A 21,821-nucleotide genomic window follows, 5' to 3' on the forward strand; every position below is an offset into this window, starting at 1 on the left:
CCAGGCTGGCACGGGAATTGATGTCCTGCCCCCGGACCCGTCCGTCCGACAATCTCCCAACCGCACTCCGGAGGACTGGCATGGGCAACTGGCATTGCAAGATCGACCTCAACCACGTTTTTACCCTGCAACCCACGAGGCCCAACACGGTTTTCGGCATCGGCGCGTTGTCCCGCATCGACGGCGTGTTGGCCGATCTGGCCAGGGGCGGCCAGAGCGCGGTCCTGGTCGTCACCGACGCCGTGGCCGCCAAGGCCAGCGGGGCCTGGGAGACCGTGCGCCCGGCCCTGGACGCCCAGGTCGCCTGGACGCTTTTTAACGACGTGCGCCCCAATCCCACCCTGGCCAACGGCGACGCCGCCGCCACGGCCGGGCGCGAGGCCAAGGCCCAGGCCGTCCTGGCCATCGGCGGCGGCAGCGTCATCGACGCCGCCAAGATCGCCGCCGCCCTGCTGGCCCATCCCGGCAAGAAGGCGTCCGACTTCTTTTCCGGCAAAGCCGCCGTCAGCTGCTCCCTGCCCCTGGTCGTGGTCAACACCACCCACGGCTCGGGTTCGGAATGCACGGCCACGGCCACGGCCCAGACCGACGGCGAAAACAAGCACGCCATCCGCTCGCCGCATCTCTACCCGACCCAGGCCATCGACGATCCGAGCCTGACTGTCTCCCTGCCGCCGCGCCATACCGTGGCCACGGCCCTGGACGCCCTGTGCCACGCCCTGGAGGCGGCCACGGCCACCACGGCCTCGCCCTACTCCATCAGCCTGGCCAAGGACGCCGTGCGCATCATCGCCTCGTTTCTGCCCACGGCCATCCGCCAGCCCGGGAACCTCAACGCCCGCTACTGGCTCACCTACGCCTCGGCCATCGCCGGCATCGCCGTCGATTGCGGCAGCCTGCATCTTGTCCACGCCCTGGAAAACGCCATGAGCGCCATCAACCCCGACGTGGCCCACGGCGAGGGGCTGGGCATCCTGCTGCCGGCCGTTATGCGCGAAATCTACCCGGCCACCCCGGAGATCCTGGCCGCCCTGCTCCACCCCATCGCCCCGGACCTGACGGGCAATCCCGGCGAGACCGACGTGGCCGTGGCCAGGCTGCGCCAGTGGCTGGACAGCCTGGGGCAGCCGGCCACCATGACCGCCTATTTCACCGGCGCCGACGTGCCGGCCCTGACCCGTCTGGCCGTCAAGTCGCCCCCGGCCAAGGCGCTCTTGCAATACGCGCCCATCCGCGTGGACAGCGCCATCGTGGAGCGCATCTTTCAGCACACGCTCTAACGCGAAACGGGCGGATGGGCGCGCGAGCTTTCGCTCGCGCGCCCATCCGCCCGTTTCGCTCCGACCTCTCCCATGTCAGGGGTCCGGGGGGCTGAGCCCCCCGGCCGCCGGAGGCATCTTCCTCTTATTTATCGACCCTCTACCCCTTCACATACCCCCGCACCTGGTTTCGCCCCGAGGCCTTGGCCAAATAGAGCGCTTTGTCGGCGGCATCGACCAGGTGGGGCACGTCGCGGGCGGCGGCCGGGCAGTCTTCGAGGAGTTCGGCCACGCCGATGCTGACGTTGATCTTGATGCCGGCGGCCAGGATCTGGCCGTCGGGGTCGCGGATGACGAAGTTGTAGCGTTCGATCTTGCGGCGGATGATGTCGGCCAGTTCCTCGGCTTCTTTTTTGGCGACGTCCAGAAGCGTGACGGCGAATTCCTCGCCGCCGTAGCGGGCGGGGAAGATTTCGCGGTCTTCGAGCTGCTTCATTTCGTCGGCAAAGCCCTTGAGGATGGAGCCGACCACGACCAGGGCTTGGTCGCCGATGCGGTGGCCGTGTTCGTCGTTGAAGCGTTTGAAGTGGTCGATGTCGAGCATGAACAGCGACAGCTGGCGTTGGCCCTGGTCGGCCACGGCGATGTTGCGGCCGATGTGTTCGTCAAAGGCGCGTCGGTTGGGGATGGCGGTCAGCGCGTCGGTGAGGGTGAGCGCCACCATCTTCTCGGCGTCTTCCTCGATCATGGCCACCATTTCCCGAAATCCCCGGCGGATGGCCCCAAGGGTCTGCTCCACGTCGCCGCCGGACTCCACGGCCGAGTCGGTGACGTTTTCGAGCTTCTGGACGCCGCCCTTGTGGCGAAACAGGGTATCCTGAAATTCCTGCACCAGGGCGGCGGTTTCGGCCAGGGTGCGGGTGAGCGCCCGGTTCCAGGGCGCGGCCAGGATGCGTTCGTTGGCCTTGACGACCTCGTGGAACTTGGCGTCGGAAAAGTCGCGGGCACGCAGGATTTCCATGACAAGGGCCTGGAATTGCTCCTTCTGTTCGTTGTCGAGAAAATCGTAGTTCTTGATGCTGCGCATGAGAGGATAAGGCCCCGCCATTTGGAATCGCGGGGAACGCCCACCCGGTCGAGCATGTTGCAGACGGGTTCGAAGCAGGAGGCGGGCATGGCGGCCGGCTTGCCGTGGTTGTTGTCCTTGCTCATGACGGGGGCGCACCTCTGGTTGCGGACGTATGATCGTCCCCCATGGATACATCCATTTTGCGACGACCGGAAGAGGGAACAGCCACTCGGGCCGGCTTGCCCGGCCCGGGGCGGCGTGGTAGAAAAATTCCCGGAGCCTTCCTGGCTTCTCGGAGGATTCGATGGACTTGCACGTCACCGCCCATGGCCGGGTGACCCTGGTTTCCGGCCTGCCCAAAATGTTCGACTACACCGTATGCCCGGAGTTCCAGCGCCAGTTGGCCGCCCACCTCGAAACGTCGCCGGCGGTTCTGGCCTTTGACCTGACGGGCGTGGAGTTCGTGGATTCCAGCGCCATTGGCAGCCTGATCACGGTGCGAAACCGCCTCATGGCCTCGGGCGGCTCCGTCGCCCTGTGCTCCATGGCCGAAGGCGTGGCCAAGGTGCTGCGCATAGCCGACCTGGGCAAGGTGTTTTCGCTCTACCCCGACACCGCCGCCGCCCTGGCCGCCGGCCAGGCCTAGCCGCCTTCCCCTTTGCCCATGCCGCCATGCCGCGTTTCCGGTGCGACCGTCAACAGGCCGCGGCCTGCGGCGACGGCAACGGCCGTTTCCCCATGCTGATCCGTTACATCCCCGGCGCCACCGGCTTTGAGGCCGGCCTTCGCCGGGCGGCCCGGGCGACGCTTTATCTGCCCACAGCCTGCCGCATGGCGGCGGACCCGTGCTATCCCTGGATCAACGCCGGGGCGGTGCGCTTTTTGTCGCGCACCCTCACCCGCCGCATGACGGGCTTCGAGTGGGGCGGCGGGCGCAGCACGGCCTTTCTGGCCAGGCGCGTGCTCCATCTCGTGTCCGTGGAGCACAACCCCAAATGGCGGCGGCGCACCCTGGCCCTTCTGGCCCGGCATTGCCTGGCCAACGTGGACTGCCGCTTCCTGCCGCCGGGCGACGCCCCCGGCCGGCCCGAGGCCCGGCCACAACCGTGGCGACGCCTGAACCACGTCCACCGGATGCCCGAATACGCCGCCTACAGCGACGCCATATTGGAATTTCCCGAAGAGCATTTCGATTTCGTGTCCATCGACGGCCGGGCCAGGGTGGAATGCGCCTTCAATGCCGCCTCGCGCCTGCGGCCCGGCGGATTCCTGTTGCTCGACAACAGCGAATGGGAAAAATACGCCCCCATCTTCGCCGCCTTCCTGGATTGGCGAAGATGCGATTTCGAGAACGGCGTGTGGCGCACGAGCCTTTTGTTCAAGCCAGACGCCCGCAGCGGGTGACACGACGCCCGGCAAGGCCTATATTGCCCCCATGACTGTACCAAGCGATCAAGTGACCGTGCGTTTCGCCCGGTCCATGGCCGAGATCGACGGCCCGTCCTGGAACGCCCTGGCCGCCGACCTGGACACGCCCTTTTTTGAATACCAGTGGCTGTCGCTGCTGGAGGATTCCGGCAGCGCCGCGCCGGCCAAGGGCTGGTATCCCAACCATTTGCTGGCCACTGTCGGGGGAAAGCTCGTGGGCGCGCTGCCCATGTACCTCAAATGGCATTCCGACGGGGAATTCGTCTTTGACCAGCTGTGGGCCGAGGCGGCGGTGCGCCTGGGGCTGCCCTACTACCCGCGCCTGGTCGGGGCCACGCCGTTCACCCCGGCCACGGGCCTGCGCTTTCTCACCGATCCCGAGGCCAACCAGACCCGATTGTCGCGCCGGCTGTTTTCCGCCATCGAGCAGTTCTGCCAAAGTAACGGCGTCCAGGGGTCGGCGCTATTATTTACCGAACCGGAATTCGCCGCCGCCGCCGAAGACTACGGCTTCACGGCCTGGCGGCACCAGGGCTATCTCTGGCGCAACCGGGGTTTCGCCGATTTCGAAGATTTCCTGGGCACGCTCAACGCCAACCGCCGCAAGGCCGTGCGCCGCGAACGCAAGGCCCTGGAGGAATCCGGGGTCACGGTGGAAATCGTCTCGGGCAGCGCCATCCCGGACAATTTCTTCCCCCTCATGCAAAAGCTCTACGAGCGCACCAACGCCAAGTTCGGCCCCTGGGGCTGCCGGTATCTCACCGAGGAATTTTTCGAAGGCCTGTCCGGCGCGTTTCGCCACCGCCTGGCCTTTGCCGCCGCCTACCGCACCCGGCGGCGCGACCCCATCGCGCTCGCCATGCTGGCCGAGAAGGACGACATCCTGTTTGGCCGCTACTGGGGGGCCTTCGAGGAGGTGCCGTTTCTGCATTTCGAGCTGTGCTACTACGCGCCCATCGCCTACGCCATCGCCAAGGGCATCAAGCGCTACGACCCGGGCATGGGCGGCGCGCACAAGGCCCGGCGGGGCTTCGTGTCGGTGTCGAGCTACAGCGCCCACCGGTTTTTCGACCCGCGCATGGACATGATCTTCCGCACCCACATTGACCGGGTGAACCAGCTGGAGAAGAACTACATCGACGAGTTAAACGAACTGTTGCCGGTGCGGCGGGGGTAGGATCGAAAAACGAGGGCACGCCGGAAGACACTCCAGCGCCCGGGGCCTCCATTCAAGCCACCCGAGAGGGGCGCGGCGGGGACGGGAAGGGGCAGGGCAGCACGGAAAAAACGGACAGTATGTTTGCACCTAAAATGGCTCCTTATAGAAGAAGGCACCGTGAACAATCGCAATTATCCCATAACACAAAATAATAACCAGAAAAACTATCGCACAATAAATACAAAAAGCATACAAAGCACGCTTCAATCCAAGTCGCTCACTTCTGCATAGTCTTACGAACCAAGCACAGGGCAATATATAAATAAATGAAATTTCTACAATAAATATTATAGCGCCCACAAACCACACCCACCAACAAGAGGCACTTTCTTTCTCACAAAACGAACCCACCAAGACTTGAGGCAACAGCAACAAACGATTCAGCATTTCGTTGTCAACGAAAACAACATAAACTAAGCATACTAGCGAGATAACCTTAAGAACGTCATAAAAATCATGCTTTCCTCTAGTCACAAACCAGAGAGAACCATGGAGAAGCAGCGCTCCTGGGATAAAATACAGGCAACTGAGCACTATCCGAAGAAACACCGTCTGCTCCCGTACCATTCACGACAACGGCCCAGCGCATTGGCTCCAGCTGCTGCAACCGTACAAAACGCGCTTCGACACAACGGAACGCGTTTGCCGAGGGCTTCTCCTCCGGCGACAAAACAACATTCGTTCATGTGATATTTATTGCACGATCTGTTTCTATTGACAACCGCCCCGCCGTCACAACGTACCTCCTGCGCCAACGGCGTCGTCTCAAGCCAACTGTCGAGAGAAAGGAATCCAGCCCGCCCCCCCCTTTTCCCGATACGGCCGCCGCTTCCTGCCGCCGCACCCCGACAAAAAAAAGGCCGGCCAGCAGGGGAAATCCCCCCGCAGGCCGGCCCGAAAGTCCGTTGTCGGAAAATCGCGCTACATCTGCCTTAACAGCAGCCGCTTGCCGTAGACGTCGCGTTCATCCTGGTTTTTTTTTCCCGGCCGCACGAAGCGCAGGGCATGGGCGGTGCAGCCCGTGACGCACGACGGGTCCAGCCCGGCGTCCACGCGCTCGCGGCAGTAGTCGCACTTGACCACCTTGCCCGTGACCTCGTTCCACTGCGGAATCTTCCAGGGGCAGGCCTGGATACAGGCCTTGCAGCCCACGCACAGCTCTTCCTTCACGTACACGATGCCGTCTTCCTCGCGCCGGAACATCGCTCCGGTGGGGCAGGCCGGCACGCACCACGGCCGCTCGCAGTGGAAGCACGACATGTAAAGATTGAGCAGGCGCGGCTTGCCCTTGACCATGTCCGGCCCGACGGTCACGAGCTTGCCCGGTTTGGCCGAGGGCGGCACGGCGTTTTTCACCTGGCAGTGCACTTCGCAGGCATGGCAGCTGATGCAGCGCTTCTTGTCCATCTGGATCATGTACTTGCTCACGGGTGTTCCTCCATCAGGGTCGCGTCGGCCGGCCGGGCGGCCTCGGGGGCCGGGGCCTCGGCCGCCTGCCGGGCCAGCCGGGCCATGAGGTCGAGGCGGAAATCCGCCCGGGACGCGCCGACGTAATAGACGTGCTGGGAAAAGCGCAGCGAATCCACCGGACAGGCTCGCACGCACTGGCCGCACAGGCTGCACAGGGAATAGTCGTAGATGAACACGCCCGGAACCTTGCAGCCCTTTTGCGGGGCCGGGGCCATGGCCGTGCCCACCGGGATCAGCTCGCCGGCCAGCTCCAGGGCTTCGGGATCGCCGCCGCCGCTCCCCGCGCCCACGGGACAGCCCACGGACAGGCACTGGGACGGACAGGCCCGGGTGCAGGCCCCGCAGGCGATGCAGCGCGGCATGGCCGGGTTGTCTTCCCGCCCCACAAGCTCCACATGCCCCCGGTAGGTGTCGAGGTTGGTCACTTCCTGCTTGGGATAGATGACCGTAACGGCCGGCTTGGCAAAGGCCCGGCCCGTGATGCCAAGGCCGACGAACAGGCTTTTAAGCCCCGTCGCCGCTTCGCGCACGAGATCGGATAGAGACACGCCAGACCTCCCTGGGCGCGCAACCGGCAGCGCCCGATCCGGAATTTCCCTCAGGATAAACGGGTTTTTGCCGCCCTTGTCAACGGATGGGGCACAAGTTCCCGACTTCACAATCATCTTGTTTGACCAGCGTGATTGTCTTAAATCCACGTTCCTCATTTCACAACACTTTTCCCTTGCCACCAATCACGAATTCCTGCTAGTGCGTGAAAGGCTCGAAACTCTCCGGCACACGCAACGCCGCCACAATATGGAGCAAACAATGAACAGGAAAAACGTCTACAGCGTCTGCGGCATGTGCAGCGTGCGCTGCCCCATGATGGCCACGGTGGAAGGCAACAAGGTGGTATATCTGCAGGGCAACCCCCATGCCGCCGGCATCAAGGGCGCGCTGTGCGCCCGGGGCGCGGCCGGCGGAGCCTTGGTCGCCGACGACGAACGTCCCCAGTTCCCCATGATCCGGGCCGGGGCGCGCGGCGAGGGCAAATGGCGCAAGGTCTCCTGGGACGAGGCCCTGGCCTACGTTTCCGGCGAGCTGTCCCGTATCCGTGAAGCCCACGGCGCGCGCTCCATCCTGCTCTCCGACCGGGGCGGTCCGTTTCGCGACATGCACCGCGCCTTTTTAAAAGCCCTGGGCAGCCCCAACTACTGCAACCATGATTCGGCCTGCGCCCGAAACGTCCAGCACGCCGCCCTGTCGCTGTTCGGCTTCGGCCGCAAGGACGTCTTCTACGACTATAAAAACGCCAAGCACGTCGTGCTCCAGACGCGCAATATTTTTGAAGCGATAAACGTCAAGGAAGTCAACGACCTCCTCGACGCCAAAGAAGCCGGCTGCAAGATCACCTGCATCGACGTGCGCACCACCGTCACCGCCGCCAAGGCCGACACCTTCCTCATGGTGCGTCCGGGCACGGACTATGCCCTAAACCTCGGCGTCATCCACGAACTCATCACCCGCGACCTCTACGACAAGGATTTCGCCGCCGCCTGGATACAGGATCTCGACGCCCTGCGCGCCTTCATCGCGCCCTACGACGCCGACTTCGCCGCCGCCGCCACCGGCGTGCCAGCCCGGCGCATCCGCGAACTGGCCGACCAGCTGGCCGCCGCCGCGCCGGCCGTCATCTGGCATCCCGGCTGGATGACCGCCCGCTACGGCGACTCCTTCCAGGTCTGCCGCACCGCTTACATCATAAACGCCCTGCTGGGGTCCATCGGGGCCAAGGGCGGCCTGCCCCAGGTCAACAAGCCCGGCCATGTCGGCAAAAAGGGCCTCAAGCAGCTGGTCGACCTCTTCCCCAAGCCCGAGGCCAAGCGCGTGGACGGCGTGGGCTGGATGGAAGGCCGCGGCCACTTCGAAGCCGGCCCGGGCTTGGTCAATCTGGCCTTCGAGGCCATCGTCACCGGCGAACCTTACCCGATCAAGGCCTACATCGCCCATCGCCATGATCCGCTCATGTCCTTCCCGGACACGGCCGACGTCAAAAAGAAGTGGGACAACCTGGAACTCTTGGTGGCCGTCACCTATTCCTGGTCGGACACGGCCTGGTTCGCCGACGTGGTGCTGCCCATGTCGCCGGCCCTGGAGCGCGAATCCATGATCGCTTCCAAATCCGGCGGCGCGCCGCAGTTTTTCGTGCGACAGCGCGCCCTTGCCCCCCGCTTCGACACCCGGGCCGACTGGGAGATCTACCGCGATCTGGCCCGCCACATGGGCATCAAGGAACTGGATTTCGCCTCCATCGAGGACATCTGGAACTTCCAGCTCGCCGACACCGGCGTTGCCGTGGCCGATTTCGAGGCCACGGGCATGGTCAAGCTCGGCGGGCCGCTTTTGCGCCCGGTGGACGACAAGACCTTCAAGACGCCCTCGGGCAAGATCGAGATCGTCTCGGCCAAGCTCGAAGCCGACGGCGTGGCTTCCCTGCCGCCCTACGTGGCCCCGGCCTCCCCGCCTCCCGGCCGCTACCGGGTGAGCTTTGGCCGGGTCGGCCTGCACACCCAGGGACACACCGTCAACAATCCGCTGCTGTTCGCCCAGATGCCGGAAAACGAGCTGTGGATTAATAGCGCCGAGGCGGCCAAGCTCGGCGTCGTCGACGGGGCGCTGGTCACCGTGCGTAACGGTTCCCACGCCGGCCAGATCCGGGCCAAGGTCACCGAAGGCATCCACCCCGAGACCGTGTTCATGGTCCACGGCTTCGGCCACACCCTGCCCGTGGAAAGCCGGGCCCGGGGCATGGGCGTGGCCGACAACGAGCTCATGCCCCAGGGCATCAACAACTGGGACAAGGGCGGCGGCGGCGTGTGCATGCAGGAGCATTTCGTGATGGTGGAGCCGGCCTAGGGCGTTTCCCCGGACAAGATGTTTGTCGTGCCGTGGGCTATTCATGTTTCGCGTGTGCCCCAGAAGCGCTCAGGCCCTTTTTTGAAGACGCGGCACGAGGAATTCTCATGGCCGGGGCGGCGCACTGCGCCGCCCCGGCCATGATTGAAATCCGTCGTGGACAGCAACGCCGGGGGCGTCTTTGCGAAACCTGTATCGACTCCGAAATCCGGCCGCTGCTCGCGCTGCAACTGTCACGAATTCCCAAAACGCCGTTGACCCCTCGGGATACGACATGGTAGCTTGGAAGAACATATGGAAGGATCGCTGCTTTCACCCGAGGACGTTCGTCCTTTTCCCCTGCGGGATTCGCTGGGATTTCTGTTGGTGCGCACGGCGCTCAAGCTCCGGCTGCTCGGCAACGTGCTGCTCCAGGAAGCCGGCGAAGACATCACCGTGGACCAGTGGGGCATTTTAAACCTCCTGTGGGAAGCCGACGGCCAGACCCCGGTGGAACTGGCCCGGCGCGCCGACAAGGACAAGCCCAACGTCACCCGGCTGCTCAAGATCCTCGAAGACAAGAAGCTCGTGGTCCGCAAGCCCGACGCCAAGGACCGCCGCAGCCACCGCATCCACCTGACCGAGGCCGGGGCCACCCTCAAGGACAAGCTCCTCGACGTCGGCGTCACCTGCCTGGAGCGCGCCTGCCTGGGGCTTTCCAGCCAGGAAGTGGCCACGCTCAAGTCCCTGCTCAATCGCGTTTACGCCAACGTCTCCTAACTTCTGCCGCGTTCCGTCTTTTCGCGGGCGCGTCCTTGCGAGTTGTTGCATGTCAAATTTGACAGAACTGCAGGCGCACGACAGCGCCATCGGCCCTTACACCTTCGAAGAATTCCTCAAGGTCGCCGCCGCCTTCCACGGCAACCCTGCCCCCGGACTCATCATCGGCGGCTACATGGTGGACGCCGCCCGAGCCATGCTGCCCGAGGGAACGCTTTTCGACGCCGTGGTGGAAACCAAGAAGTGCCTGCCCGACGCCGTGCAGATCCTCACTCCGCCAAGCTACGGCAACGGCTGGATGCGGGTGATAAACCTCGGCCGCTATGCGCTCTCGCTCTACGACAAGTTCACCGGCCAGGGCTATCGGGCCTGGATCGATCCCAAGCATCTGGAGAACTGGCCGGAAATCCACGCCTGGTTCCTCAAGCTCAAGCCGAAAAAAGAACAGAACCGCGACCGCCTTTTCGCCGAGATCAAGGCCGCCGCCCGCCATATCTGCCTGCTGGCCCCGGTGGCCATGAAGCCATCGTTCATGATCAAGCCCAACATGGGAGCCATCGGCGTGTGCCCGGCCTGCGGCGAGGGCTACCCCAAGGCCGACGGGGCCATCTGCCGGGGCTGCGCCGGCGAGGCGCCCTATCTCGTGCCCTCCGAAGCGCCGAACCTGCGGGCCGTGCCCGTGGATGAGGCGGCCGGCCGCCGGGTGCTCCACGACATGACCCGCATCGTGCCCGGGGAGTCCAAGGGCGTGGAATTCGCCGCCGGGGCCGACATCCATGCCGGCGACGTCTGCCGGCTCCAGACCATGGGCAAAAACCAAGTCTACGTCGAAGACCATTCCGAGCCGCTGGGGGATTTTGTCCACGAAAACCAGGCCGCCGAAGCCTTTGCCCGGGCCATGGCCGGGGTGGGGCTGACCACCTCCGGGCCGCCCCGCGAGGGTAAGGTGGAGCTCATTGCCCTGGAAAAGGGCCTGCTCGCCATCGCCAAGGAGCGGCTCACGGCGTTTAACATGATCGAAGGCGTCATGTGCGCCTCGCGCCAGTCCCATCTGGTGGTCGAAGCCGGCAAGGCCGTGGCCGGCTGCCGGGCCATCCCGCTCTACCTGCCGCGCCGCGTCTTCGACGTGGCCATGCGCGTGCTGGCCGACGGCCCGCTGTTCAACATTTTGCCCATCCGCCAGACCAGGGCCGGCGTGCTGGTCACGGGCACGGAAATCGCCTCGGGCATCATCGAGGACAAGTTCGAGCCGGTGGTGCGCTCCAAGGTCGAGGCCCTGGGCGGCGCGGTCATCGCCGTGCGCAAGGCCCCGGACGACCGGGCCGCCGTGGCCGCCGCCGCCCGGGAACTGCTGGCCGAGGGTTGCGACCTCATCGTCACCACGGCCGGCCTGTCCGTCGATCCCGACGACGTCACCCGCCTGGGGCTGGACGACGCCGGCCTGACCGACGCCGTCCACGGCATGCCGGTCCTGCCCGGGGCCATGGCCCTGGTGGGGCATCTCGGCGCGGCCGACGTCATCGGCGTGCCGGCCTGCGCGCTGTTTCACCGCACCACCAGCTTCGACCTGCTCCTGCCCCGGGTGCTGGCCGGCCAGACGCTCACCCGCCGCGACCTGGCCGAACTGGCCGAAGGTTCCATGTGCCTGAATTGCCGGGCCTGCACCTACCCCAAGTGTCCCTTCGGCAAGTGATCCCTCTTTACAATACGTCCGTATTTTTAAAGAGCTACGTCGCATTTCAAGGGTTGTCGCCGGCTGCGGCGGCAACCCCCGCCCCTTGACCGGTCGGGTTCGCCGTCCTATGGGAGGATGGCGAACCTGCCGGAGCATCCCATGCGACACATCCTGGCCCTGCTGCTCGGGGCCTTTCTCCTCCTGACGGCCCCGTCCGTCGCCCGCGCCTTTGCCCTCTACGGGTATGAGGACGACTACGGGCTTATTCACCTGAGCGAAGAACCCCGCGACGCCAACTACGTCCTCATCTACGAAGGGCCCAGCGACCCCAAGCTCGGTTTCGCGGCCATCAAAAAGCGCATCCACGACCAGGGCGCGGTATCCAAGGACCGCAAGGACGGCTGGATTCTCGAAGCCACCCGGGCCTATCGCCGCCTGGGCCTGGCCCCGCTGGGGCCGTCGGGCTATCCGGCGGTCATCGAATCCGGGCCGCTTATCGATCTCGTGCGGGACAAAAGCCGGGCCAGCGGCCTGGACCCGGAACTGCTCTACGCCGTCATCGAACAGGAATCGCGCTTTACCGCTTGCGCCGTGTCGCCCAAGGGCGCGGCCGGGCTCATGCAGCTCATGCCCGACACCCAAAGCCACTTCGGCGTGGCCGACCCCTTCAATCCCGAACGCAACGTCACCGCCGGCGCGACCTTCCTGCGCCAGCTCATCGCCCGCTTCGGCGATCTGCGATTGGCCCTGGCCGCCTACAACGCCGGCCCCGAAACCGTGGCCCGCTGCGGCGGCGTCCCCAACATCCCCGAGACCCTGACCTACGTTGACCGCATCATGAACCGCTACGCCATGCTGCGCGAAAGCCACCCCGGGCTTACGAAAAAGGGAGCGGTCGGGGGAGGCGAGAAGAAGACCAAAAAGAATGCCTCCGGCGGCCGGGGGCCTGAGGCCCCCGGCCCCCCCAGCTGAAGAACAGGGGGTGGAGGCCAGGGACGGCGATTGCCGGCGAGGCGGGAAGGGTGGCAACGCCCTCAGGCGGCGGGTCGGGCCGACGACCGGCGCAGGCGGCGATGGACCCAGACGCCAAGGGCGATGCCCAGGATGGCGTAGAGCGGAAAGATCAGAAAGCCGAAGGCGTTGCCTTCCATGTCGATGGCCACGATCCCCACCGAGACCGGCACGACAGCCAGACACGGTTTGTGGGCCGCCAGCCATGCATCCAGCGCTCCGCCCTCGAAAGCGCCAGCCTTCCCCCGCCAGCGACGCCAGCTCCGCCACAGAAAATACCGCCCGGCGCAGATCGCCGCCGCCAGGGCGGCGAAAATCAGCGGATTCACGGAAAAGACGTTGGTGGATTTCTCGACAGCGCCATAAGGCACGGCCAGGGTCAGCAGATAAGCCAGCAAAAAGGCCGGCGGATAGCCCACGGCGGCGGCCAGGGCATAAAGCGTCCGGACCGGGCCGGACAGCGGCGGGGAGGAAACAACGTCGGCCATGGACCCTCCGGCGGCGGGAAATCTCCCGGCCTATGGCCCACGCTGCCCGGCCGGCTGCCTCGCGTCAAGGGGGTGTGCGGCGCGCCGCCTCCTGGCCAATGCTGCTGCGCAACTGGCGCTCTGACCGCCAGCCACCGCTCAAACCGTCGGGCGAGTCGGCCAAACCCCTTTACCCCTTCTTTCAGGGGGGGTCTGGGGGCCTCAGGCCCCCAGCGGAGAGGTCCAGGAGAGGCAGCGCCTCTCCTGGCCGCCGGAGGCCTCCCCCCTCCCCCTACGGCGTGTAGGCCGGCAGGCTGGCTTCGCCGTCCGGGGCGGTGATGATGAACACGTCCAGGCGCAGTCCCACCGGCAGCTCGGCCGGCGGCGTCACGTCGATGAGGGTTTCCAGGATGCGGGTGTCGTTTTTCTCGGCCGGCTCGTCGGTGCGGATGTTTTTCTTGCCCAGGATGCCGGCCACCCGGATGACCACGCCGGAAAAGCGCTTGTCGCCGTAGGCCTCGGCCATGAGCACGGCCTTTTGCCCCGGGGCGATGCGGGCGATGTCGCGCTCGTCCACGTCGGCCCGCACCCGTAGTCGGCTGACGTCGCCCACGGTCACCACCGGCGTGTCAAAGGACACCGACACCATCTCGCCGGCCCGGCGGTGCTTGCGCAGCACCACGCCGTCGATGGGCGACCGGATGACGGTCTTGGCAGCCAGGGCTTGGGCCTCGGCCAAGCGTGAGCGGGCCTCGGCCGCCTCGGCCATGGCCTTTTTCACGTCTTCCTCACGGGACGGGTCGTCCACCAGATGAAACCGCTGCCGGGCGGCGTCCAGGCGCTGGCCGGCCACCTTGTATTCCCGCTCGGCCCGGTCGGCTTCCTCCTGGGACAGCACTTCCTTGCTCAAAAGCCGCCGCCGGCGCTCATTTTCGAGCTTGGCCTGCTCGGACACGGCCCGGGCCTCTTCCACGGCCGCCCGGGCCTCCTTGCGCTCCATGTCCCGGGAGCCGGCCAGCACCTTGGCCAGGGCGGCCTCCTTGGCGGCGAGCACCTGCTCGGCGGCGTCGATGCGGGCGGCGTATTCGTCGGCGGCCAGGCGGGCCAATATCTGCCCCTGGCGCACCCGGTCGCCCTCTTCGGCCGAGACCTCGGCCAGCTTGCCGGCGATGTCGAAGCCCAGGCGCATTTCCTCGGACACCGGTTCCACCTTGCCCGGCGCGGCCACCCAGGCCGGACCGGCCAGGGCCGCTTTGGACGCGGCCGTTTCCGGGGCGGGGGCCTGCTTGGCCGGCGCGGCCGCCTGCACCCCGGACGCGTTTCGGGGGCGGGTGTTGGAGCGCAGCCACAGCGCGCCGCCGAGGATCATGACGGCGGCCACGGCCAGGATGATGGCGCGTTGCAGCATGGTTACGAGACCTCCTGTCCCTGGCCGACGATGCGGCCGTCCTCGATGCGGATCACCCGGTCGGCGAAAGCGGCGATGCGGGGATCGTGGGTGACGATGACCACCGAACGGCCGTGGGTGACGGCCAGTTCCCGCAGGATGGCGATGACCGCCTTGCCGGTCTCGGAATCCAGGGCGGCGGTGGGCTCGTCGGCAAGCAGGATATCGGGTTCGGCCACCAGCGCCCGGGCAATGGCCACGCGCTGTTTCTGGCCGCCGCTCAAATCGCGGGGGAGCATGCGGAATTTGTCGCCAAGGCCCACGGCGTCAAGGGCCTGCCGGGAGCGTTCCACGGCGTCGGCCCCCTGGACGCCGCGCAGGTCCAGGGCCACCCGGACGTTCTCCTCGGCCTTAAGCGTGGGAAACAGGTTGTAACCCTGAAAAATGAAGCCGAAGTGGGCCAGGCGCACCTTGGCCAGTTCGGCCTCGGGCAGACCGGCCGTGTCTCGGCCCAAGACGGCCACGCTGCCGGCGCTGGGGGACAGGATGCAGCCGAGGATGGAGAGCAGCGTGGTCTTGCCGCTGCCCGACGGCCCCATGAGGAGCACGACTTCGCCAGCCCCCACGGTCATGTCCACGCCGCCCAGGGCCGGCACCTCCACCTTGCCCAGGCGGAAGGTCTTGGCCACGCCCCTGGCGGCAAGCAATGTCTTGGCGGCGGCCATTTCCGTCAGGCTCCCCGGAAGACCATGGCCGGGTCGATGCTCGTCACCTTGCGGATGGAGACCAGCCCGGCCGTCACGCACATGACGACGGTAAGGAAAAACAGCCCCACGGCCATGCCCGGGGGCAGCACGATGGACGCCCCGCCGCGCTCGGCCAGACCGACCAGAAAATAGCTGATGACAATGCCAAAGCCGTAGCCCACCAGGGCGGCGGCCACGGCCTGGGCCACGATGATGCGGTGGATGTAGCCCCCGGGCGCGCCCATGGCCCGCAAGGTGCCGAATTCCGGCAGATGGTCCACGGTGGTGGCGTAGAGCGTCTGGGCCACCACCACGCCGCCGACCACCAGCCCCAGGGAGGCGGCGATGAGAAGCGCCATGCCGGCTCCGGTGGTGAACATCCAGTAGTGCTGGGTCTTGCGGGCGAACTCCTCGCGGGTGAAGACATCGACATCGGCCACGCCGGCGGCGATGGCGTCGCGCAGGGCCTGGGCCGTAACGCCCGGGGCCGGGCGCACCAGCACGTAGGCGCTCTGGCTGCGGCCCAGGCTCGCGTACTTGAGGCCGTTTTCGTAGGACGTGAAGATGTAGGGCGAGGTGGTGAACGACCGGATGCCGCGGGTCAGCGCCACCACCCTGGCCCGGCGGTCGTTGATCTCGGCCCGGTCGCCCAGTCCCTTGACCCCGAGCTTGGCCAGATAGATTTCGTCCACGGCCACGGCGTCGGGCAGCAGCAGGGCCGCTTCCGAACCGGCCGTGACGATCCACGGTCGCCCCAGGCCCGAGCCCGGGTCAAAGCCGATGATTTCCACCGATTCCTGGCCGCCGGCCGGCTTTTTCCAGTTGGCGAAGCGCACGATGAAGCGCTCGGCCCGGCCCACGCCGGGCACGCCGAGGATCTGGTGAAACTTGTGGTCGGGCAAGGGGTGGGTGACGTCGAAATTGCGCACCCCGCGCGAGGCGACCCAGATTTCGGCCTCGGTATTCTCGATGACGCAGGAGGTGGCGCGCGTAAAGCCGACAAAAAGCCCGCCCTGGACGGCGATGAGCACCACGGCGAAGACCACGCCGGTCAGCGTGACGGCCAGTCGCACCCGGTCGTGCAGGAGGTTTCGCAGGGCGATGCGGATGATCATGGCGCTTGGCCGGACATTGGTCGGATTGCCGGCCCCTTGGCGCTACCTCAATGGGGCGGGCGCGTAAAGGGTTTGGCGGCAGGCCCGGGCGGACGCCTGGGCCGGGGCGCACACTCAGAAGCGGCGCTGCATCGCTGCAACGCCGCTTCTGCACGTACGCGGAACGCCTAACCATCGCCATAACCAGCCAAGGAGGGGTGGGGAGGCAGCCTTTCGAGTGGAGGACTTCCCGTCCGGCCGCGTCCCCGGGCACCGGGGTCGATGGGGTTATTACAAGGGGCGTGCCAAAAGTCGAAAATGCCGCCAAACGGGGCAGGAGGCCGATTTTGCCGTGTCGCCGACCCGACAAAAAAGCGGCGCGCCCCACAAAGGTGTAGGGCGCGCGACAAATTTGTAGCGTCCCACCGTTGGCCCGTCCTGGGGCGGCCTGGGGCGACGGCCTTGGCCCGACCGTGGCGCGGCGCGCCTACAAGGCCGCCTCCCGGGCTCCGGCCACGGTGATGCCGATCCAGCCGACGCTGGCCGTTTGGGCCTGCAGCGTGCCCAGCAGGGACAATTCTTCCACGGGATGCTCAAACGTCCGGACCTGGGCCGTGGCTTCGTGCCACTGCGAGGCGACCTTGTCCCGGATGTCGGGCAGAAGCCATCGCAGGTGCGGCGGCTCGCCCGGCCGGGTGAGGTCCGGCCAGCCCACGGAGCCGATGGTCCGGTTGGCCAAAAAGCCCAAGGGACGGCCCGGATTGCCGGTCAGTTCCAGTGCGGCTTCCACCAGCCGCCGATCCTTGACGCACAGCGAGGCCCCGAGCTTCGTGCCCGCCTGAAGCGGAGCGGCCGCCAAATGGTCGATGGGCAGGGAGCGGGTCATGGAGGTTGCGCCGAACTTCTTGGGCCAGCCCTGGAGCAGGCCCCGGATGAGGGAAATGTCCTGATCCACCCAGATGAAGGGGCAGAAATTGGCCAGGGAGCCGTCCGGGAGTTCGATCTCCACGATGACGATGGTTTCCCGGTACTGGGCGTAGACGGGATCGAGCAGTTCCCGGCCGTCGGTGGTGGCCTGCCAATCGGCGAAATGGATGCAGCCGCAGCCGGTCAGCCGGCCCAGGGCGGGCGGCACGAGGCTGGCGCTGGCCGAGGTGTCGCAGGCGATGGCCACGTTGAGGAGCCAGCCAGCGTAATGCCAGGGCGGCGGCGGCACCAGGGCGGCCCGGCCGCTGGCGGTGAACGGCGCGGTGAAACTGGCGAAAGCGTTTTCCATGACCTCTCCTTGGGGCAGGGGTCCAACGCCGGCCGAGGCGTCGCCTCACGGGGCGGCCGGACAACCCGCCTGTCTCCGATGTTTGGTTGCCGAGGCGGCCGGGGCCGCCGGGAAGCCCTGCCGGCTACTGCATCCGCACGGCCCCTTCGCCGGCAAAGAACACGGCCCCGGCCGGGGGCGGGCCGCCGGGGGAGACGGCGCTGCGGGCGGCCTTGGAACCGAAGACGGCCTTGTAGCCGAAGGATATGCCGTAGTTGCCGGGCGCGTCGCCTTCGGGGGAGAGCGTGAATTCAAAGGGCACGGCCGCGCCGTCGCCGAGGTTCATGCCGGGATAGCGCTTCTCGGCCGTGGACAGCACCGTCCCCGAGGGGTCGCGCAGATAGGCGGCCAGGGTGAGTTCTTCCAGCCGGTCGCACCAGGGCGGCAGATCGTCGGGCACGGGCATGGCCCGGCCGCGCACGACGTAACCGGCGTCGGACGGTTTGCCGGTGAATTCGAAGCGGAAATATTGCATGGCCAGGCTCGCCGGCGCGGCGGTCACCGCCGGCCGGGAGTCGAGATGCGACACCGTGGTGCGGGCGCAGCCCATAAGGCCCGCCGCCAAAAGCAGACCACCGGCCAGCGCGACGGCGGCACGCCGTGAAAAACGCAAGGCATCCATGCCATCCCCCTTTTCCTGTTCCCGGCGGCAACCGCCGGCCCCCTTATCCCTTTCCCCTGTCGGGGGGTCCGGGGGCCTCAGGCCCCCGGCCGCCGGAGGCATCTTCCGCTTTGTCTTCCTCTTCCGCTACTCCTCACGCCCGCCGGGGCCGCCGGCCACGATCATCTCGGCCAGGGTCAGATCGACCTTGGGCGGCCGGCCGGGCTTGCTGCCCCACAGTTCCATTTCGAGGGCGGCCAGGCGGCGCAGAAGCGGCGTCCGGTCCATGGCCTTGGCCTCCTTGCCGGCGGCGGTCAGGCGCTGGCAGGGGCCGCAGCCGGGAAATTCGCGAATGTTCATGCCGGCCAGCAGCACGTTGGGCACGCCGTGGAGCCGGCAGATCATGAGCCGGTGTCCGTAGAGGCCGCACAGGCCGTCGTCGTTGACCGGGCACATGACTTGCGGCGTCTCGCCGCGCGAGAGCGCCTGCCTGGCCTGGGCGAGGTAGTCCCGGGCGCGGTCTTCGTAGGTCTGGCGGCGCTCGGGCGGCAGCTTGGCCAGGCCCTCGCGCAGGTAGAGCCATTCCACATTGGTGTGGTGCTGGAAAAAGCTTGTGCAGCAGTTTTCGGCGCAGCCGGCGCAGGACAGGCCGGCGGCGGCGGCGGCGGCCGTGTAGGCCGCGTCCATGTCGGCGTAGAGCGCCGTCAGTTTTTTGAGGACCGCCCGGGTGCGGGAGGCCGGAAACGATACGGTCACGACCGGATTCCTTGCAGGATGGTTTCGACGCAGGCCTCGGGCGTCGTGCCGCAGCTGGCCACGGTGAGGTCGGCGGCGGCGGCGTACAGGGGTTGGCGCTCGGCGTAGACGTCGGCCAGGGTCAGGCCGCCGGGCATGACAAAGGCGCGTTCCCCGGGATCGCCCACCCGGGCCAGGAAGGTGGGCAGATCAATGGACAGGTAGACCACCGGCCCCATGGATTTGAGGCGGGCCATGGCCCGGGCTCCGTAGACCACGGAACCGCCCGTGGCCACCACGCAACGCTTGACGCCAAGGCCGGCCACCACGTCCTCTTCAAGGGCGAGAAAGCTGTCTAGCCCCTGGCGGGCCAGGATGTCGGGCAGGGGCGCGCGGCACTGGGCCTCGATGAGGCGGTCGGTGTCCAGGCAGGCCCAGCCCAGGCGTCGGGCCAAAAGCCCGGCCAGGGTGGTCTTGCCGGCTCCGGCCATGCCAATGAGACTCACGCACCGTTCATCGGATACCCGGCCAAGAAGCGTCGGTTCCATGCTGCCTGTCCCGCCTTCGCGTTGATCATCAAGCTTAGCCTATTTGGCGCGGAATTCAAACTGCAAGCGCGGCGTTGTCAGCGGGCCGCCGTTTGGCTACAAGGAGGCCTGGACGGCGCACGCCGCCGTCGCCATAAGGAACCCCATGTCGGAAAACGCCCTTCGTCTCATCGCCTCCTATGTCGAGGAGGCCGCTGCCGCGCGCGCCCGGTTTTTCGCCGACCACGCCGAGCTGGTGGACGCCGCCGCCCGCACCATGGCCGTGGCCCTGGCCCGGGGCGGCAAGATCCTTTTTTGCGGCAACGGCGGTTCGGCCGCCGATGCCCAGCACCTGGCCGCCGAGTTCGTCAACCGGTTCGAGCTGGAGCGCCCGCCCCTGCCGGCCCTGGCCCTGACCACCGACTCCTCGGCCCTGACCGCCATCGGCAACGACTACGGCTTCGACCGGGTCTTCGCCAAGCAGGTCCAGGCCCTGGCCGGGCCGGGCGACGTGGTGGTGGGCATCTCCACCTCGGGCAACAGCCCCAACGTCCTGGCCGCCCTGCGCGCCGCCCGGGACAAGGGCTGCGTCACCGTGGGGCTGGCCGGGCGCAACGGGGCCATCGTGCCGCTTTGCGACTACGCCCTGCTCGTGCCCAGCGACCGCACAGCCCATATCCAGGAAGTCCACGCCACCATCGGCCACCTTTTGTGCAAGCTCGTGGACCACTACCTCTTCGAGGCGGTCATGGAGCTTGGCCCCTATCTTGAGGAGCACTAAGCCGGCCGGCGCGAACCATTCCCTTGCCGACAGGCCGAAAGGGCTTATCTGACAAGGCATTCGACCAGACCTCCCGGTGAAAACGCCGGCATTGTTTCAAGGAGCATCGCCATGCCGCTTTACGAATACTGCTGCAACAAATGCGGCGCCGAGTTCGAGGAAATGGCTTCCAGCTCGGCCACCACCACCCCGCCCTGCCCCCAGTGCGCCTCGGGCGACACCAAAAAACTCATGTCCGCCTGCCGCGCCCGCACAAAGCCCGGCCAGACCGGCGCGCGCACGGCCTCCGCCGGCGGCGGGGGCGGCTGCTCGGGCTGCGCCGGCGGCAATTGCGCCACCTGCCACTAGCGCAACGCCTCAAAACGCCTTCCATGACTGGCCCGGCCGGCGCGGCAACCATGCGCCGGCCCTGCCCGCAAACGCCTTCCAACCACCGGAACCCCATGCGCGAAAAACTCGTCATCGCCACCCGAGGCAGCAAACTGGCCCTGTGGCAGGCCAACCACGTGGCCGACCGGCTGCGCCAGGCCCATCCGGGCCTTGTCGTGGACCTGCTCCCCATCAAGACCAAGGGCGACATCATCCTGGACGTGCCGTTGGCCAAGGTGGGCGGCAAGGGATTGTTCGTCAAGGAAATCGAGGAAGCCCTCCTTGACGGCCGGGCCGATCTGGCCGTGCATTCCATGAAGGACGTGCCGGCCGAGCAGCCGGCCGGCCTGGTGGTCGGCATTGTGCCCGAGCGCGAGGACCCGTGCGACCGGCTGCTGTCCGTGGCCTACGACTCCCTGGCCGCCCTGCCGGGGGGAGCCCGGGTGGGCACGAGCAGCCTGCGCCGCAAGGCCCAGCTGCTTGCCCTGCGCGGCGACCTCGACATCGTGGACCTGCGCGGCAACCTGGACACCCGGGTCAGAAAGCTCCTGGACGGCCAGTTCGACGCCATCATCGTGGCCGCCGCCGGCTTAAACCGCCTGGAGCTGTCCGCGCCAAAGGCCGTGCGCCTGGGGCCGCCGGAGTTCCTGCCGGCCGCCGCCCAGGGGGCCCTTGGCATCGAATACCGCCTGGATGACCCGGAAACCGCCGCCATGCTGGCCTTTTTCGATCATCCCGAAAGCCATGACGCCGTGGCCGCCGAACGCGGCTTCTTAGGACACCTCGAAGGCGGCTGCCAGGTGCCCATCGCCGCCCACGCCGTCATCGACGGGGACATGATCCATCTGGAAGGCTTGGTGGCCGACCCGGAAACCGGCCAGACCTTCCGCGACGCCGCCTCCGGCCCGCGCAGCCAGGCAACCGCCCTGGGCGTGGCCGTGGCCGAGGCCGTCCTGGCCCGGGGCGCCAAGGCCGTGCTTGACGCCGTCTACAAGGCCGGCGCATCCTGAG

22 protein-coding genes are annotated in these 21,821 nt (G+C 66.9%); 11 read left to right on the plus strand and 11 right to left on the minus strand.

Going from position 1 to position 21,821, the window contains the following annotated elements:
- Positions 1-80: 80 nt before the first annotated feature.
- Positions 81-1,280, plus strand: a complete 1,200-nt coding sequence (locus tag C3Y92_RS16605; protein ID WP_129354426.1) for an iron-containing alcohol dehydrogenase — start codon at positions 81-83, stop codon at positions 1,278-1,280.
- A gap of 139 nt (positions 1,281-1,419) precedes the next feature.
- Here C3Y92_RS16605 and C3Y92_RS16610 read toward each other — a convergent pair whose 3' ends face one another.
- Complete coding sequence (locus tag C3Y92_RS16610; RefSeq protein WP_235669518.1) at positions 1,420-2,346, minus strand: GGDEF domain-containing protein; 927 nt, start codon at positions 2,344-2,346, stop codon at positions 1,420-1,422.
- 286 nt (positions 2,347-2,632) lie between these two features.
- On the opposite strand from C3Y92_RS16610, the gene C3Y92_RS16615 reads away from it, so the two are divergent.
- From C3Y92_RS16615 to C3Y92_RS16625, 3 genes are all read left to right on the plus strand, one after another.
- Positions 2,633-2,974 (plus strand): STAS domain-containing protein, encoded by a 342-nt coding sequence (locus tag C3Y92_RS16615; protein WP_129354428.1) that lies wholly within the window; start codon positions 2,633-2,635, stop codon positions 2,972-2,974.
- A gap of 92 nt (positions 2,975-3,066) precedes the next feature.
- Positions 3,067-3,732 carry an O-methyltransferase gene (locus C3Y92_RS16620; protein WP_129354430.1) on the plus strand — a complete coding sequence of 222 codons (666 nt, stop codon included), beginning with the start codon at positions 3,067-3,069 and terminating at the stop codon, positions 3,730-3,732.
- A gap of 31 nt (positions 3,733-3,763) precedes the next feature.
- Positions 3,764-4,933 (plus strand): GNAT family N-acetyltransferase, encoded by a 1,170-nt coding sequence (locus tag C3Y92_RS16625; protein ID WP_129354432.1) that lies wholly within the window; start codon positions 3,764-3,766, stop codon positions 4,931-4,933.
- Positions 4,934-5,896: 963 nt separating this feature from the next.
- Here the strand turns inward: C3Y92_RS16625 and C3Y92_RS16630 are convergent.
- Together C3Y92_RS16630 and C3Y92_RS16635 are read right to left on the minus strand one after the other, a co-directional pair.
- Positions 5,897-6,403 carry a 4Fe-4S dicluster domain-containing protein gene (locus C3Y92_RS16630; protein WP_006920574.1) on the minus strand — a complete coding sequence of 169 codons (507 nt, stop codon included), beginning with the start codon at positions 6,401-6,403 and terminating at the stop codon, positions 5,897-5,899.
- On the minus strand, positions 6,400-6,993 hold the full coding sequence (locus C3Y92_RS16635) for a 4Fe-4S binding protein (protein ID WP_129354434.1): 594 nt from the start codon (positions 6,991-6,993) through the stop codon (positions 6,400-6,402). The genes C3Y92_RS16630 and C3Y92_RS16635 overlap by 4 nt, the downstream gene beginning before the upstream one ends.
- Before the next feature lie 262 nt (positions 6,994-7,255).
- Here C3Y92_RS16635 and C3Y92_RS16640 point away from each other — a divergent pair, with 262 nt between their 5' ends.
- The 4 genes from C3Y92_RS16640 to C3Y92_RS16655 all read left to right on the plus strand — a co-directional run bounded on the left by C3Y92_RS16640 (position 7,256) and on the right by C3Y92_RS16655 (position 12,749).
- Positions 7,256-9,343, plus strand: coding sequence for a molybdopterin-containing oxidoreductase family protein (locus C3Y92_RS16640; RefSeq protein ID WP_129354436.1), 2,088 nt, complete (start codon positions 7,256-7,258; stop codon positions 9,341-9,343).
- Positions 9,344-9,637: 294 nt separating this feature from the next.
- Positions 9,638-10,102 (plus strand): MarR family winged helix-turn-helix transcriptional regulator, encoded by a 465-nt coding sequence (locus C3Y92_RS16645; protein WP_129354438.1) that lies wholly within the window; start codon positions 9,638-9,640, stop codon positions 10,100-10,102.
- Between the two features lie 49 nt (positions 10,103-10,151).
- A complete protein-coding gene (locus tag C3Y92_RS16650; protein WP_129354440.1) occupies positions 10,152-11,795 on the plus strand; it encodes an FmdE family protein in 1,644 nt (547 codons plus the stop codon).
- 141 nt (positions 11,796-11,936) lie between these two features.
- Positions 11,937-12,749 carry a lytic transglycosylase domain-containing protein gene (locus C3Y92_RS16655; protein WP_207214003.1) on the plus strand — a complete coding sequence of 271 codons (813 nt, stop codon included), beginning with the start codon at positions 11,937-11,939 and terminating at the stop codon, positions 12,747-12,749.
- A gap of 62 nt (positions 12,750-12,811) precedes the next feature.
- On the opposite strand, the gene C3Y92_RS16660 is transcribed toward C3Y92_RS16655, so the two are convergent.
- The 8 genes from C3Y92_RS16660 to thrB form a co-directional block, all read right to left on the minus strand.
- The gene (locus C3Y92_RS16660) at positions 12,812-13,276 is read right to left on the minus strand and encodes a hypothetical protein (RefSeq protein WP_129354444.1); all 465 of its coding nucleotides are present in this window, start codon (positions 13,274-13,276) and stop codon (positions 12,812-12,814) included.
- 271 nt (positions 13,277-13,547) lie between these two features.
- The gene (locus C3Y92_RS16665; protein WP_129354446.1) at positions 13,548-14,663 is read right to left on the minus strand and encodes an HlyD family secretion protein; all 1,116 of its coding nucleotides are present in this window, start codon (positions 14,661-14,663) and stop codon (positions 13,548-13,550) included.
- Between the two features lie 2 nt (positions 14,664-14,665).
- Positions 14,666-15,367: an ABC transporter ATP-binding protein gene (locus tag C3Y92_RS16670; RefSeq protein WP_129354448.1), complete on the minus strand. Its 702-nt coding sequence runs from the start codon at positions 15,365-15,367 to the stop codon at positions 14,666-14,668.
- Positions 15,368-15,372: 5 nt separating this feature from the next.
- On the minus strand, positions 15,373-16,503 hold the full coding sequence (locus C3Y92_RS16675; protein WP_129354450.1) for an FtsX-like permease family protein: 1,131 nt from the start codon (positions 16,501-16,503) through the stop codon (positions 15,373-15,375).
- Positions 16,504-16,969: 466 nt separating this feature from the next.
- Positions 16,970-17,758: an acetoacetate decarboxylase family protein gene (locus tag C3Y92_RS16680; RefSeq protein WP_129354452.1), complete on the minus strand. Its 789-nt coding sequence runs from the start codon at positions 17,756-17,758 to the stop codon at positions 16,970-16,972.
- A gap of 124 nt (positions 17,759-17,882) precedes the next feature.
- Positions 17,883-18,419, minus strand: a complete 537-nt coding sequence (locus C3Y92_RS16685) for a hypothetical protein (protein WP_129354454.1) — start codon at positions 18,417-18,419, stop codon at positions 17,883-17,885.
- Positions 18,420-18,545: 126 nt separating this feature from the next.
- Positions 18,546-19,154: a hypothetical protein gene (locus C3Y92_RS16690; protein ID WP_129354456.1), complete on the minus strand. Its 609-nt coding sequence runs from the start codon at positions 19,152-19,154 to the stop codon at positions 18,546-18,548.
- Positions 19,151-19,681, minus strand: a complete 531-nt coding sequence (gene thrB, locus C3Y92_RS16695) for a homoserine kinase (protein WP_129354458.1) — start codon at positions 19,679-19,681, stop codon at positions 19,151-19,153. The genes C3Y92_RS16690 and thrB overlap by 4 nt, the downstream gene beginning before the upstream one ends.
- 145 nt (positions 19,682-19,826) lie before the next feature.
- Between thrB and C3Y92_RS16700 the strand changes: the two genes are divergently transcribed.
- From C3Y92_RS16700 to hemC, 3 genes are all read left to right on the plus strand, one after another.
- Complete coding sequence (locus C3Y92_RS16700) at positions 19,827-20,441, plus strand: D-sedoheptulose 7-phosphate isomerase (RefSeq protein WP_129354460.1); 615 nt, start codon at positions 19,827-19,829, stop codon at positions 20,439-20,441.
- A 111-nt stretch (positions 20,442-20,552) separates the two neighbouring features.
- Positions 20,553-20,789, plus strand: a complete 237-nt coding sequence (locus tag C3Y92_RS16705; protein ID WP_012750375.1) for an FmdB family zinc ribbon protein — start codon at positions 20,553-20,555, stop codon at positions 20,787-20,789.
- Between the two features lie 95 nt (positions 20,790-20,884).
- Positions 20,885-21,820, plus strand: coding sequence for a hydroxymethylbilane synthase (hemC, locus tag C3Y92_RS16710; RefSeq protein ID WP_129354462.1), 936 nt, complete (start codon positions 20,885-20,887; stop codon positions 21,818-21,820).
- Position 21,821: the final 1 nt, after the last annotated feature.

The organism is Solidesulfovibrio carbinolicus (assembly GCF_004135975.1).
Lineage (GTDB): Bacteria > Desulfobacterota > Desulfovibrionia > Desulfovibrionales > Desulfovibrionaceae > Solidesulfovibrio > Solidesulfovibrio carbinolicus.